The 13,351-nt window shown below is 74.6% G+C and carries 13 protein-coding genes and 1 pseudogene; 11 read left to right on the top strand and 3 right to left on the bottom strand.

Annotated features, from left to right (window positions below):
- Positions 1-19: 19 nt before the first annotated feature.
- Both ACSNN7_RS20790 and ACSNN7_RS20785 read right to left on the bottom strand, forming a co-directional pair.
- Entirely contained in the window at positions 20-1,186 is a 1,167-nt protein-coding gene (locus ACSNN7_RS20790) for a glutathionylspermidine synthase family protein (RefSeq protein WP_436682609.1), read from the bottom strand.
- A 1-nt stretch (position 1,187) separates the two neighbouring features.
- Entirely contained in the window at positions 1,188-1,472 is a 285-nt protein-coding gene (locus tag ACSNN7_RS20785) for a hypothetical protein (RefSeq protein WP_436682607.1), read from the bottom strand.
- A gap of 141 nt (positions 1,473-1,613) precedes the next feature.
- On the opposite strand from ACSNN7_RS20785, the gene ACSNN7_RS20780 reads away from it, so the two are divergent.
- Positions 1,614-2,534: a proline dehydrogenase family protein gene (locus tag ACSNN7_RS20780; protein ID WP_436682605.1), complete on the top strand. Its 921-nt coding sequence runs from the start codon at positions 1,614-1,616 to the stop codon at positions 2,532-2,534.
- 1 nt (position 2,535) lies between these two features.
- Here the strand turns inward: ACSNN7_RS20780 and ACSNN7_RS20775 are convergent, their stop codons facing one another.
- Positions 2,536-2,940, bottom strand: a complete 405-nt coding sequence (locus ACSNN7_RS20775) for a VOC family protein (protein ID WP_436682603.1) — start codon at positions 2,938-2,940, stop codon at positions 2,536-2,538.
- 81 nt (positions 2,941-3,021) lie between these two features.
- Between ACSNN7_RS20775 and ACSNN7_RS20770 the strand changes: the two genes are divergently transcribed.
- From ACSNN7_RS20770 to ACSNN7_RS20725, 10 genes and pseudogenes are all read left to right on the top strand, one after another.
- On the top strand, positions 3,022-3,813 hold the full coding sequence (locus ACSNN7_RS20770; RefSeq protein ID WP_436682601.1) for an alpha/beta fold hydrolase: 792 nt from the start codon (positions 3,022-3,024) through the stop codon (positions 3,811-3,813).
- Complete coding sequence (locus ACSNN7_RS20765) at positions 3,806-4,384, top strand: TetR/AcrR family transcriptional regulator (protein ID WP_436682599.1); 579 nt, start codon at positions 3,806-3,808, stop codon at positions 4,382-4,384. The genes ACSNN7_RS20770 and ACSNN7_RS20765 overlap by 8 nt, the downstream gene beginning before the upstream one ends.
- A gap of 535 nt (positions 4,385-4,919) precedes the next feature.
- Complete coding sequence (locus ACSNN7_RS20760; protein ID WP_436682597.1) at positions 4,920-6,473, top strand: hypothetical protein; 1,554 nt, start codon at positions 4,920-4,922, stop codon at positions 6,471-6,473.
- A 96-nt stretch (positions 6,474-6,569) separates the two neighbouring features.
- On the top strand, positions 6,570-7,949 hold the full coding sequence (locus tag ACSNN7_RS20755; RefSeq protein ID WP_436682595.1) for an efflux RND transporter periplasmic adaptor subunit: 1,380 nt from the start codon (positions 6,570-6,572) through the stop codon (positions 7,947-7,949).
- A 55-nt stretch (positions 7,950-8,004) separates the two neighbouring features.
- A pseudogene (locus ACSNN7_RS20750) lies at positions 8,005-8,841 on the top strand (ABC transporter ATP-binding protein); the annotation flags it as partial.
- Between the two features lie 152 nt (positions 8,842-8,993).
- Positions 8,994-10,178 (top strand): ABC transporter permease, encoded by a 1,185-nt coding sequence (locus tag ACSNN7_RS20745; RefSeq protein ID WP_436682593.1) that lies wholly within the window; start codon positions 8,994-8,996, stop codon positions 10,176-10,178.
- A gap of 247 nt (positions 10,179-10,425) precedes the next feature.
- Positions 10,426-10,635 carry a helix-turn-helix domain-containing protein gene (locus tag ACSNN7_RS20740; protein WP_088960133.1) on the top strand — a complete coding sequence of 70 codons (210 nt, stop codon included), beginning with the start codon at positions 10,426-10,428 and terminating at the stop codon, positions 10,633-10,635.
- A gap of 218 nt (positions 10,636-10,853) precedes the next feature.
- The gene (locus ACSNN7_RS20735; protein WP_007465623.1) at positions 10,854-10,955 is read left to right on the top strand and encodes a 30S ribosomal protein bS22; all 102 of its coding nucleotides are present in this window, start codon (positions 10,854-10,856) and stop codon (positions 10,953-10,955) included.
- Positions 10,956-11,075: 120 nt separating this feature from the next.
- Positions 11,076-12,149 (top strand): NAD-dependent epimerase/dehydratase family protein, encoded by a 1,074-nt coding sequence (locus tag ACSNN7_RS20730; RefSeq protein WP_436682591.1) that lies wholly within the window; start codon positions 11,076-11,078, stop codon positions 12,147-12,149.
- Between the two features lie 320 nt (positions 12,150-12,469).
- A complete protein-coding gene (locus ACSNN7_RS20725; protein ID WP_436682628.1) occupies positions 12,470-13,327 on the top strand; it encodes a lysophospholipid acyltransferase family protein in 858 nt (285 codons plus the stop codon).
- Positions 13,328-13,351: the final 24 nt, after the last annotated feature.

The following is a 13,351-nucleotide window of genomic DNA, read 5'->3' as shown; positions in this document are numbered from 1 at the left end:
GCCACCAACGGTAGACGACTCACGGGGCGCGCGGTGCGTCGATGTAGTGCGGCAGGAACCGCGCGTAACCGTCCGTGATGAGGCTCTCGCTTTCCCGGACGCCGAGCCCGGCCGACTCGCCGTCGACGATCCAGCTCCCGAGCACCGTACGGTTGCCGGCGAACTCCGGCAGCGCCCGGAACTCCTGGTAGCAGAAGCCCTCGGCGCCGTAGATCCCCGGGTTGGTGAGCTCGGTGTCGCGGGTCACGATCCGCACCGAGCCGCCCTCCCGGCCGAGCAGCGGCTTCGCCACGTACTCCGGCATCCCGCGCGGCGAGTCCAGGTACGCCGGCAGCAGGTACTCGTGCCCCGGGTACAGCTCCCAGAGCACGGCGAGCAGCGCCTTGTTGGAGAGCAGCAGCTTCCAGGCCGGCTCGATCCAGGTGGTCGGGGTGCCCGGCTCCAGCGCCGCCGGCCCGTACGGCTCGGCCAGCATCCACTCCCACGGGTAGAGCTTGAAGCAGGTGGTCACCGGCCGGTCGTCGGCGTCGACGAAGCGCCGGCCGTCCCAGCCGACGTGCTGGATCGGCAGCAGCGTGACGTCCAGCCCGGCCTGGCGCGCGGTCTCGGCCAGGTAGCCGGCGGTGATCTCGTCCTCGCCGGACTCCTCCTCGTTCGACCAGGCCACGTGCACCCGCCGGTCGTGCAGCCCGGCGCCGATCTTGGCCCAGGCGCCCACCAGCCGCTCGTGCAGGCTGTTCCACTGGTCGGCGTCCGGGTGCGTCTGCTCCAGCCAGTACCACTGGATGATGCTCGCCTCGACCAGGGCGGTGGGGGTGTCGGCGTTGTACTCCAGCAGCTTCGGTGGCCAGCTGCCGTCGTAGGCGAGATCGAAGCGGCCGTAGAGGGTCGGCGGCCGCTCGCGCAGCGACCGGGCGACCGCCTCGGCGGCCCAGGCCGGGATGCCGAACTCGGCGTACCGGCCCCGGGCGACGACGTGCTCGGCGGCGGCCACCGACATCCGGTGCAGCTCCTCGGTGGCCTCCTCCAGCCGCAGCACCTCGGCCAGGTCGAAGGCGTACGCCGCCGTCTCGTCCCAGTACGACATGGTCCCGCCGTCGGGCAGTTCGGTGTCGACGTACACCAGGCCCTGTGCGCGGACGGTGGCGTCCCAGTCCGGCCGCGGGGTGGCCGCCTCGCGCCGCACCTCAGCCGCCGCAGGAGGCGAGGTGGGTGCCGAAGCCGCCCCGCTCGGGCAGGGCGGCGGCCACCGGCCCAGGCTCGCCGGTGCCGGTGCCGGTGCCGGTGGTGGCGACCGGCACCCGCATTGCCAGCGCGACCGTCTCCCCGCCGCCGGTCGGGCCGAGGGCGCAGTCGTCGTCATCGTCGTCGTCGGAGGTCATGTTGCAGCCGGAGAGCGCCAGCGCCAGCGCGGTCAGCGCGCCGAGCTGCACGGAGGCCGACCGGAGCCGGCGGCGGGGGTGTCGATCCACGGCATCGTTGTAGCTGATCGACGCCACCTCCGTCGCCCCCCGGGCGGTGCTCGTGATGCTGTTGGGACGCATGTTCCGGGCTCTCCGGGCGGCCCGGCCGCCCCCCGGCGGAGCCCGCCGCACGGGCGTTACGCTCGGCTCATGCTCCGTTCCGTCATCCTCGCCGCCTCCCGGTCATCCCAGGTCGAGCGGCTCATCGCGACGGCCCCGTTCACCCGGGACGTCGTCCGCCGGTTCGTCGCCGGCGCCGGCACCGACGACGCGTTGCGCGCGACCCGCGAGCTCGTCGCCGACGGCCTCGCGGTCACCATCGACAACCTCGGTGAGGACACCGTCACTCCCGAGCAGGCCAACGCCACCCGCGACGAGTACCTCAAGCTGCTGAAGCTGCTCTCCGCCAACGGGCTCACCCCGCCCGCCGAGGTCAGCGTGAAACTCTCCGCGCTGGGCCAGAAGTTCGACGAGCGGCTGGCGTACGAGAACGCCCGGGCGATCTGCGCGGCGGCCGACGAGGCGAACACCACGGTCACCCTCGACATGGAGGACCACACCACCACCGACTCGACCCTGAGCCTCCTGGCCGACCTGCGCAAGGACTACCCGTCGACCGGTGCGGTGCTCCAGGCGTACCTGCGCCGGACCGAGTCGGACTGCCGTGAGCTGGCCGGGGCCGGGTCCCGGGTACGGCTCTGCAAGGGCGCCTACAAGGAGCCGGAGTCGGTGGCGTACCAGTCGGCCATCGAGGTGGACAAGTCCTACGTCCGCTGCCTGAACGTGCTGATGTCCGGGGACGGCTACCCGATGCTGGCCACCCACGACCCGCGCCTGATCGCCATCGGCGAGGACCGGGCCCGCTGGTTCGACCGCGGCCCGGACCGTTTCGAGTTCCAGATGCTGTACGGCATCCGCCCCGAGGAGCAGAAGCGGCTCGTCGGCGAGGGCTACACCGTGCGGACCTACCTGCCCTACGGCGAGGACTGGTACGGCTACCTGATGCGCCGGCTCGCCGAGCGCCCCGCGAACCTGATGTTCTTCGGCCGGGCGCTGGCCAGCAAGAAGTGACTCAGGCGTTCGACCAGCCCCGGGTGCTCAGCACCAGCCGGTAGCCGTCCGGGTCGGCCACCGTCACCCCCCAGCGGTCCCAGTACGGGCCGGCGGAGACTCTCGTCCCGCCGGCCCGTTCCAGTCTCGTCACCAGGTCCGCCTCGACCGGCCCGTCCAGGTAGAGCACGAACAGGTCCTCCTCGGTCGGGCGGGGCTCGACCGCCAGGTGTTCCCCGCCGACCAGCTCCAGATGCCAGGCCGCGTCCGGCCAGCCCAGCATGACCAGATCGTGCTCACCGGGCCCGGCGGCCTCGCCTCGGTACAGCACCCGCAGGCCGAGCCCGGCTACCCAGAAGCGCTCGGCCGCCCCGAGGTCGCGGCTCGGCCGGGCGATGCGGAGGTGTGGACTTCCCGTTGACGTCATGCGGTGATCATCGGAGCTGAACCGGACTTCAGGTCAAGCAGGCCGTTGACAGGTCAGGCTAATGCAATTAGCTTCCAGGCTATGAATGTTAGCCAGGTGGAGCGGGACGGCGGCACCATCGCGTACGAGGTGCACGGCGAGGGGCCGCTGGTGGTCCTCGCGCACGGCATGGGGGAGAACCGGCGGGCCTACCGGCACCTCATCCCACTCCTGGTCACAGCGGGCTACCGGGTGGCCTCGGTCGACGTGCGGGGGCACGGCGACTCCAGCGCCCACTGGCCGTCGTACGCCCCGGCCGAGGTCGGCTCCGACCTGCTGGCCGTGGTGCGTACGCTCGGCGGCCCGGCCACCCTGGTCGGCAGCTCGTCCAGCGCAGCGGCCGTGGTCTTCGCCGCCGGTGACGCGCCCGAGCTGGTCAACGGCATCGTCCAGATCGGCGCGTTCGTCGCCGAGCCCCGGCCCAACCCGGCGATGCGGCTCGCCCAGGCGGCGGTGCTGCGCAGTCCCCGGCTCTTCGGCATGTTCCACAAGACGCTCTTTCCCTGCGGCCGGCCCGCCGACGACGCCGCGTACCGCAGGGAACTGGTCACCGGCCTGCGCGGCCGGATGGCGGCGGTTCGTGGCGTGATCGTGCCGGTCGCCCCGCACTGGTCGGCCCGGGCGGCGGACGTGCGGCAGCCGGTGCTGGTGCTGATGGGCGCGAAGGACCCCGACTTCGCCGACCCGGCAGCCGAGGCGCGCGCCGCGCGGCGCCTCTTCACCACCGCCGAGGCCCGCATGATCGCCGACTCCGGGCACTACCCGCACGCCGATCAGCCGGCGGCGACCGCCGCCCAGCTGGTCGAGTTCCTGGCGGTGACCGCGGGTGCCTAGGGCCGGGCTCACCCCGGCGACGGTGGTCCGTGAGGCGGCCCGCCTCGCCGACGAGGTCGGTTACGAGCGGCTGACGCTCGCCGCACTGGCCGCCCGGCTCGGTGTCGCGCTGCCCAGCCTCTACAAGCACGTCAAGGGCGCCGACGCGCTGAACCGCAAGCTCGGCGCGCTGGCCGTCGGCGAACTGGCCGACGCGATGACCTCGGCAGCCGCCGGGCGCGCCGGGGTGGACGCGCTGCACGCGGTGGCCACCGCCTGGCGCGACTACGCCCTGCGGCACCCCGGCCGGTACCCCGCCGCGCAGCAGGTGCCCGATCCGGCCGATCCGGAGCACGTGGCCGCCGGCCGGCGGGCCCTCGACGCGGTCTACGCGATCCTGCGCGGCTACGGCCTGACCGGTGACCCCGCGGTCGACGCGGCCCGCCTCTTCCGCAGCGCCGTGCACGGCTTCGTCACCCTGGAGGCGGCCGGTGGCTTCGGCCTGCCCCTGAGCATCGACCGGTCCTTCGACCACCTGGTGGGCGCGTTGGACATCGCCTACCGGGACTGGGGAGCTGAGCCGGGCTGCTGACGATCGCTCTCCCGATGGAGCCGGCGACGCTCGCCGCCGCCGTTTGGTGGGGCCGCAGCCACGACGTCGGCTGGCCGTCCGAGTGCTCGCCGGGCTCGGTCAACCCCGCTTTCACCGCCGGGGGAACGGGGAGGTCCAGACGGGCGGGGGGCTGGTGGTGGTTGCGCGCCGGCCTCGCGGCACGGCGTCAAGGTCGAGCTGCGCCCTGTGGAGCTGATGTCGTCAATGATTCAGGCCGCCCCGGACAGCTCGCGCACCCGGTCGAACCGCGTAGCGGCGGCCGGCTTCGACCCGGCCCGGGGCGGCTCGCGACTTCCGGCTTCACGCGGCGCCGCCACCGGCGTTGATCTTCGATGAGTCGTTCACGTCATCAGTTCCGCAGGCGAGCAGCACCCCGTCTGACCGCACCCGCACCCGTCCGTGCAGGCCCGAAATGTGGGGCACAGGATTCGGGCCGCGCGTCCCGAACCGCGGGCGCGCAGCCGACGCGCGAGGGCTCTGGCCGGATCGCCCCGATTGGTCGTACCCTTCGCCCGTGACCGACGGGCTGGACGAGCCGCGCCTTTCCGACGGCGACGAGCCGCGTCCGGCTGGCAGCGGCGAGCCGCCAGCCGACGGAATGGACGAGCCGCGCCGTCCTCAGGGGGATGAGCCGCGCCTCACCGACGCAGCCGAGCCGCGTCCGGCCAGCGGTGACCAGCCGGGTCCGGCGGGCGGGAGCGAGCCGCGTCAGGCCGGCGGCGGCGAGCTGCGCCTTTCCGAGGGCGACGAGCCGCGTCCGGCCGGCGGCGGCGAGCTGCGCCCGGCCGCCGGAGTGGACGAGCCGCGCCGGCGCCTTCGGTGGCCGCTCTGGGTGACGTTCGGGCTGGTCCTGGCGGTGCTGGGCTGCGGGGTGCCGGCCGCGCTGCTGGCCGGCCTGGCCGACCGCCCGGCCGACCGGGCCACGGTGGACCGCCCCGCCGCCCGCCGGGACGACCCGGCGACGGCCGCCGCCCGGCGCATCGGTGACCAGCTCTCCGCCCAGCTCGACCGGCAGGCCGCCGCGCTGCTCCGCGCGGACCGGGCCGGCTTCCTCGCCGTCGGGGACCGCACCGCGCGCGGCGACCTGGGTCGCCGCTTCGCCGCGCTGCGCGCGCTGCGGGTGACGGTCTGGCGGGCCGAGCCGTCCGGGCTGCCCACTGCGGTTGCGGGACAGCCGGGACAGTGGCGGCAACTGGTGACCTTCCGGTACTGCTTCCTCGTGCCGGACTGCGCGCCCAGCCCGGTCCTGATCGGCACCCGCTGGCGGGAGAACGGCGACGCGCCGCTGCTGGTCGCCATGGAGGAGTCCCGCTCTGCGCAGTCCGGCGTCCGGCCGTGGGAGGTCAGCGAGCTGGTCGTCGCCGTCGGCCCGCGCACCCTGGTGGCGACCACCCGGGCGCTGCGCGGAAAGCTGCCCGCCCTGCTCGCCGACGCCGAGGCCGCGGCGAAGGTCGCCGACCGGTACGCGGTCGCCGGGCCGCCGCCGGACCGCTACCGGATCTTCTATGCCGGCCCGTCCGAGTGGCGGCGCTGGTACGGGGGCGGCCGACCGAAGTGGACCGCCGGGTACGCGGTCACCGTCGGCGGCGGGCACCACGAGGTGGTGCTCAACGCCGACGGGCTGACCGCCACCGCCGCCGGTGAGCTGCTCAGGCACGAGCTGACCCATGCCGCCTCGCTGCCCGAGCGGGGCTATCCCGGCAAGCAGACCTGGTGGCTGGTGGAGGGGCTGGCCGAGTACGCCGGTGCCGACGGGGCGCCGGTGAGCCGCTACGAGGGGCTGGACGAGGCCGGCCAGCTGGTCGCCGGCGGGTGGAACGGCCGGTTGGACGCCCTGACCCCGGCCGACGCCGCCCCGGCCGACCGGGTCGGCGGCAGCTACGGAGTCGGCTACCTGGCCGTCCGCCACCTCGTCGACCGGTACGGCGAGCAGCGGGTGCTCGACTTCTTCCGCGCCGTGGTGCACGACCGGACCTCGCTGGACGAGGCGTCCGAGCGGGTCCTCGGCGATTCCTGGACGGCCCTGCACGACGAGTGCGTCGGCTACATCCGGGCGGCCGTCCGGTGAGGGCGGGGGCCGCACCCCTCGCCGCGCGGGCGCGGTCCGTCCGGTAGACCGCTCGCGCCCCTCGGCGTCGTATCGACGCCGGGCTAAGGTTGGCCCGTGCGCCGCCCCGATTCGCCGCGGCCCCCCGTAGCCACGCGGCCCCGCCTGCTCACCGCCCTGCTCGCCGTCGTCGTCCTCACCGGCACCACCGCCGCCTCCTGCGGGGACGACGAGTCCACCGTCGCGCTGGCCCCGGCCGGCCGGGCCGCCGTCGCCGAGGTCATCGACGCCCCGGCCACCGTCACCGCCCGCGCCGCGGCCACCCTCACCGCGCCCGCCGACGGCACCCTCACCAGCCTGCGCGTCCAGCCCGGCAAGCGGGTCACCCGTGGTCAGGTGCTCGCCGTGATCAGCTCACCGTCCGCCCAGGAGCGCCTCCGTCAGGCCCGCGACGCCCTGCGGGCCGCCGAACGGGCCGGCCGCGGCGTCGGCGTGGGGGAGCTGGGCATCCGGCGTCGCGGCACCGACAAGGCCGCCGACGAGGCGTTCGACGCAGCCCGCAAGGCTGCGGGAAAGATCGCCGATCCGAAGGTACGGGACGCGCTGCTCGCCCAGGTGACCTCCGCCCAGCAGCAGTACACCGCCGCTGCGCGTACCGCCGACCAGGCCGTCCGCTCGGTGCAGCGGGGCGTGGCCGGCCTCAACTCGGCGGTCGGTGCCCTCTCGGCCGCGCAACGGCTCCAGGCCCGGCAGGCGTACGACCTGGCGAAGGCGACCGTCGACGCGCTGACCCTGCGCGCCCCGATCGGGGGAGTCGTGCAGCCCGGCGGCACTCCCGCCGGGGGCGGCACCGACCTGTCCGCCCTGCTCGGCGGCGGGCAGGCGCCCGCGGGGATCGACCCGTCCGCGCTCACCCCGTCCCGGTCCGGCCCGCCGCCGGGCGTGGACGACGCGGTGCCCGTCGGTGGCCGGGTCACCGCCGGTACGCCGGTGCTGACCATCGTGGACACCGGCGCGCTCGGCCTGCTCGCCGAGGTCGACGAGACCGACGTGCTGCTGGTCCGCCCCGGACTGGTCGCCACCGTCGAGCTGGACGCGGTCACCGGCGCCAGCTACGACGCCACCGTCCGCTCGGTCGACGTGCTGCCCACCACCTCCGCCCGGGGCGGCGTCACCTACCGGGTGCGGCTGGCCCTCGGCGCGGGCCGGCTGGGCGAGGGCGAGGCTGCCCCGGCGCCCCGCCCCGGCATGAACGCCGTGGTGCACCTGCGGGTACGCGAGGCCGCCGACGCCGTCACCGTCCCCGCCTCGGCGGTCTTCTCCGCCGACGGCCGCGACGCCGTCTGGGTGGTCCGCGACGGCAGGGCCGACCGGGCACCGGTGACGGTGGGCGTGCAGGGGCCGGACCTGGTGCAGATCCTCGACGGGGTGCAGGCCGGCGACCGGGTGGTGGTGCGCGGCACCGACCAGGTCCAGGACGGCCAGGAAGTCCGGTGAGCGCGAGGAGTGAGCCGGTCCTGCGTGCCTCGCAGTCGCGAACGAAGGGATCACCGTGACCGGTCCGGCGGCGATCGAGGCGGTGGACGTCTCCCGGACGTACCAGCTCGAAGGGGTGTCCGTGCCGGCGCTGCGCGGCGTGTCACTGACCGTGGCACCGGGGGACTACGTGGCCGTGGTCGGGCCCTCCGGCTCAGGCAAGTCGACCCTGATGCACCTGCTCGGCGGGCTGGACCAGCCCACCGGCGGTCGCCTGGTCATCGGCGGCCGGGACGTGAGCGCCCTCTCCGCGCCGGAGATGGCGACGCTGCGCAACGAGACCATCGGCTTCGTCTTCCAGGCGTTCCACCTGCTGCCCCGGACGTCGGCGGTGGACAACGTGGCGCTGCCGCTGGTCTACCGCGGCGTCGGTGCCCGGCAGCGGCGCGAGCGGGCGGCGGCGATGCTCGGCCGGGTCGGCCTGGGACACCGGCTCGACCACCGCCCCAACCAGCTCTCCGGCGGCGAGCAGCAGCGGGTGGCGATCGCCCGGGCGCTGGTCACCGACCCGACGGTGCTGCTCGCCGACGAGCCCACCGGCAACCTGGACACGGTGACCGGGCAGGCGGTGCTGGCCCTGCTGGAGCAGCTCAACGCCGAGTCCGGCGTGGCCCTGGTGATGGTGACCCACGACAACGAGGTGGCGGCCCGGGCCCGTCGGCGGATCGTCATGCGCGACGGGGTGGTGGTCTCCGACAGCGCCCCGGCCGTTCATGATCGACCGCCGTCGGGGGCCGCGGCGGGACCTGACACACTGGGGGACGCTCCCAGCGCGGAGCCCCGGTCCGCGTCCGGAAGCGGGCCGGGGCACCCGTCCGGTGGCTCCGGTGGCGCCGCCGGAGCCACCGGACGCCTTCCGCGCGATCGGGCGGCCGACCCCCGTACCCCTGACGTGGCCGGACCGGGCTCCCCGGTGGACGTCGCCGGCGGGCCGCGACCCGGCGCGGACGCCGCGGGCGGTCCCGGCGGGGACCGGGCGGGCGGCGCGCGGGCCGGAGGGCCGTCGTGAGGGTCGCCGAGGCGTGGCGGGTGGCGCTGGACGCGCTGCGGGCCAACCGGATGCGCAGCGCGCTGACCATGCTCGGAGTCATCATCGGGGTGGCGTCGGTGGTGCTGCTGGTGGCCATCGGCACCGGTACGAAGCACAAGGTCGAACAGCAGGTCGAGGGGCTCGGCTCCAACCTGCTGCTGGTCGTACCCGGCCGGATCGACGTGGGGACGGCGCCGGTGGTCTCGCCGCTGACCCTGGCCGACGCGGACGCGGTCTCCCGGGTGGTCGGTGACCCGAGCCGGGTCGCGGTCACCATCGCCTCCGGCGCGACGGCCCGGGCCGGCAACCGCTCCGACTTCACGACCGTGCAGGGGGTGCTGGAGACCACCCCGACCGTCTTCACCCGCTCGCTCGCCCGGGGCCGCTACCTCACCGGCGCCGACGTGGACACCAGCCGGCGGGTGGCGGTGCTCGGCGACTCGGTGGCCCGGGCGCTCTTCCCCGACCGGGACCCGCTCGGCCAGCAGGTCGCGCTCGCCGGCGTCCGGTTCCGGGTGATCGGCGTCTTCGCGCCGCTCGGGCAGAGCCTCGGCGTCGACCGCGACGACGAGGTGCACGTGCCGGTCACCGCGGCCCAGCGGCTCTGGGGCACCCAGCGGGTGGACGGCATCGCGGTCAAGGCCCCCGACCGCGAGCGGATCGGCGAGCTGGGCGACCGGATCGTCGCCGAGCTGTCCCGCCGGCACCCGGACACCGAGTTCAGCGCCGTCACCCAGCAGCAGATCCTCGGCGTGCTCGGCGACATCCTCGGGGTGCTCACCGGCGTGCTCGCGGCCATCGCCGGCATCTCGCTGCTGGTCGGCGGGGTGGGGGTCTCCAACATCATGCTGGTCTCGGTGCGGGAACGGACCCGGGAGATCGGCCTGCGCAAGGCCGTCGGCGCGCGTCCGCGCGACATCGGGGTGCAGTTCCTGCTGGAGGCGGTGCTGCTCACCGCGATCGGCGGGTTGACCGGGATGGCCCTCGGCGTGGGCACCGCGCTGCTGGTGGACGCCTTCTCGCCGATCCCGGCCGCGATCACCTGGTGGTCGCTGGCGCTGGCGTTCGGGGTATCGGCGGCGGTGGGCATCGTCTTCGGCGTGGTGCCGGCGCAGCGGGCCGGCCGGCTCGACCCGGTGGTCGCCCTGCGTGCCGAGTGAGCCCGGCCCGATCCCGGTGGCGCGGGCGGCGCCGCCACTGGTCCCGGGAATGGGACGGTCGACGCAGCCGGGGGTAAAACGGCAGGTCACGGCCGGGTGATCGGCGTTCCACGCATGATCAGTTGCACGAAGGGATCGCGCCGGTCACAGCCGCCCCGCTACCGTACTGGTAACACGCGCGTTGCCGGCCCGGACGCAAGCTCCGGTCGATCGGCACGCGCCGGGCATGGGATGGGTCGGGTGAGCCATGGCCGGGTCGCAGTCCGACGGTCGGCTGTCGGATGTCAAGTTCCTCACCGTCGCCGAGGTGGCGTCGGTCATGCGGGTGTCGAAGATGACGGTCTACCGCCTGGTGCACAGCGGTGAACTGACCGCGGTACGGGTCGGCCGGTCGTTCCGGGTGCCCGAGCACGCGGTGCACGACTACCTCCGGGGCGCGTTTCAGGAAACCGCCTGATCCACCGCCGGGCGGTGCGCCGACTGCGACGTAACGGGCATCGACGGGGCCGCGTTGGTCCTGCTGACGTACTCCGGCTACCCTGGAGCCGATCCTGACCCTTGCCGGTGAGCCCCGACGCCACCAGGCTGGTCCGGTCCGTTGTCCGCAAGCGGTCACCGGCGTCACCGAGGTGGTGCCGCTCGTCCGCCCCGCACGTTGCATTGGAAGGCTGTCGTATGGGCTCGGTGGTCAAGAAGCGCCGCAAGCGCATGGCTAAGAAGAAGCACCGCAAGCTGCTGCGCAAGACCCGCGTCCAGCGTCGCCGTCTCGGCAAGTGACCGGGGCCGGGCCACGGCCCGGCACCCGGCACCACTTGCCAACTGTCGACCCTCGGAGGCTCAGGTGATCAGGCCGCGGACGTCCCGGCTCGGTCCCGTCTGCCGGTCAGGGCGTGCGAGATGACCCCCGGTGGCACCTCAGGTGCTCCGGGGGTCGTCGTCGTGACCGGGGTCGGCCGCTACCTCGGCGCGCACGTCGCCGCCCGGCTCGCCGCCGACCCGCGCATCGAACGGGTGATCGGCGTCGACCCGGCCACCCCCGGCCCGGAGTTCACCGACCTGCTCGACCGGGTCGAGCGGATCCGGCTCGACCTCGGCTCCCTCGGCGGGCTCCTCGCCGACCTGGACGTCGACGCCGTGGTGCACCTCGCCCTGGTCAGCGCCCCCGACCCGCAGCACGGCGGCCGGGCGGCGATGAAGGAGCAGAACGTCATCGGCACCATGCAACTGCTCGCCGCCTGCCAGCGGGCACCGCGGCTGCGCAAGCTGGTGGTCCGCTCCTCGACCGCCGCGTACGGCGCGTCCTTCCGCGACCCGGCCGTCTTCACCGAGGAGACCGAGCCGCGCGAGGTGCCGCGCGGCGGTTTCGGCCGCGACATCCTCGACGTCGAGGGGTACGTCCGCGGCTTCCGCCGCCGCCGTCCCGACGTCACCGCGACGGTGCTGCGCTTCGCGCCGTTCATCGGCTCCACCGCCGACACCACGCTCACCCGCTACTTCTCTCAGCCCCTGGTCCCCACCGTCTTCGGGCGCGACCCGCGGCTGCAGTTCGTCCACTTCGACGACGCGCTCGAGGTGCTGCACCGGTCCATCGCCGAGGACCACCCGGGCACCTACAACGTCGCCGGGCCGGGGGTGCTCTCGCTCTCCCAGGCGATCCGACGGGCCGGTCGGGTCGCCGTACCGGTGCTGGAGCCCGGCCTGTCCGGGGCCGCCGTGCTCGCCCGTAACCTCGGCTTCGGTCGCTACGGCCTCGACCAGGTCGACCTCTTCGTGCACGGCCGGGTGGTCGACACCAGCCGGCTGGAGCGGGAGTACGGCTTCACCCCGCGCTCCACCGCCGCCGCGTTCGACGACTTCATCCGCGCCCACCACGGGGGCGTGGTGCTCACCCGCAACACCCTGGCCACCGCCGAACAGCTGGTGCTGGAGAGCATCCGGCAGGTCCGGTCGGCCGTGCGGGAGCGATCGTGAGCCCCGCCGAGGAGCGGCCCGACGGCCGCTACGACGTACCGCTGACCGTGACCGGGCCGGACGCGCAGCCGGCGCGGCAGAACGGGCACCGCCGCCGTACGGCCGCCGCCGTCCCGGGCCCCGCGGCCCTGGACGAGCCGGACACCTCCGCCACCGACGAGCCGGTCCCGTCCGCCCGGGCGGGCGAGACCCCGTCCGGCGCGGTGACCGCCGATGAGCCGGGCATCGTCGCCGACGCACCGGCTGGCGGGGCGCGGGACCGTTCGGCCGACGCTGACGCGGCCGGGCGGGGCACGGCAGGCGTACCGCGTGGGGCGGCCGTGCCGGACCGGCCGGGGGACCACTGGGACCGCAAGGTCGCCGCCGGCCTGGCCTTCCTGCGCCGGCGGCTCTCCGGTGACTACGAGGTCGACGAGTTCGGCTTCGATCCGGAGCTGACCGACTCGGTTTTCCACCCGCTGGTGCGGCTGCTTTACCGGGACTGGTTCCGCACCGAGGTCAGCGGCCTGGAGCACGTGCCCGCCGACGGCGCGGGGCTGGTCGTCGGCAACCACTCCGGCACGGTGGCGCTTGACGCGCTGATCCTCTCCGCCGCGCTGCACGACCAGCACCCGGCGCGCCGCTACCTGCGGCTGCTCGGCGCCGACCTGGTGTTCCGGATGCCGGTGGTCTCCGAGATCGCCCGCAAGACCGGCGGCACGGTGGCCTGCAACCCGGACGCGGAGCGGCTGCTCGGCAACGGTGAGCTGGTCGGCGTCTTCCCGGAGGGGTTCAAGGGCATCGGCAAGCTCTACTCCGACCGCTACAAGCTGCAACGGTTCGGCCGGGGCGGCTTCGTCTCGGCGGCGCTGCGTACCGGCACCCCGATCGTGCCGGTCGCCATCGTCGGCGGCGAGGAGATCTACCCGATGCTCGCCGACATCAAGCCGCTGGCCCGGCTGCTCAAGCTGCCGTACTTCCCCGTCACCCCGACCTTCCCCTGGCTCGGGCCGCTGGGCATGGTCCCGCTGCCGAGCAAGTGGCTGATCGAGTTCTGCCCGCCCATCCCGACGGCGCACCTCACCGACTCCGCCGACGACCCCCTGGTCGTCTTCAACCTCGCCGACCAGGTCCGCGAAACGATCCAGCACACCCTGCACAAACTCCTGGAACGCCGCCCCGACCCCTTCGGCCCCTGACCCCCCCCGCGGCCCCTTCCGGGG

The sequence above is a fragment of the Micromonospora sp. URMC 105 genome, from assembly GCF_051386295.1.
Lineage (GTDB): Bacteria > Actinomycetota > Actinomycetes > Mycobacteriales > Micromonosporaceae > Micromonospora.
This window is presented reverse-complemented; position numbering and strand designations above follow the sequence as displayed.

Bases quoted from the DNA above. Each gene is read 5' to 3' on its own strand.
- ACSNN7_RS20730 (WP_436682591.1), top strand. From the start codon at position 11,076: ATGACCCCCGGTGGCACCTCAGGTGCTCCGGGGGTCGTCGTCGTGACC.
- ACSNN7_RS20740 (WP_088960133.1), top strand. From the start codon at position 10,426: ATGGCCGGGTCGCAGTCCGACGGTCGGCTGTCGGATGTCAAGTTCCTC.
- ACSNN7_RS20780 (WP_436682605.1), top strand. From the start codon at position 1,614: ATGCTCCGTTCCGTCATCCTCGCCGCCTCCCGGTCATCCCAGGTCGAG.
- ACSNN7_RS20770 (WP_436682601.1), top strand. From the start codon at position 3,022: ATGAATGTTAGCCAGGTGGAGCGGGACGGCGGCACCATCGCGTACGAG.
- ACSNN7_RS20735 (WP_007465623.1), top strand. From the start codon at position 10,854: ATGGGCTCGGTGGTCAAGAAGCGCCGCAAGCGCATGGCTAAGAAGAAG.
- ACSNN7_RS20775 (WP_436682603.1), bottom strand. From the start codon at position 2,940: ATGACGTCAACGGGAAGTCCACACCTCCGCATCGCCCGGCCGAGCCGC.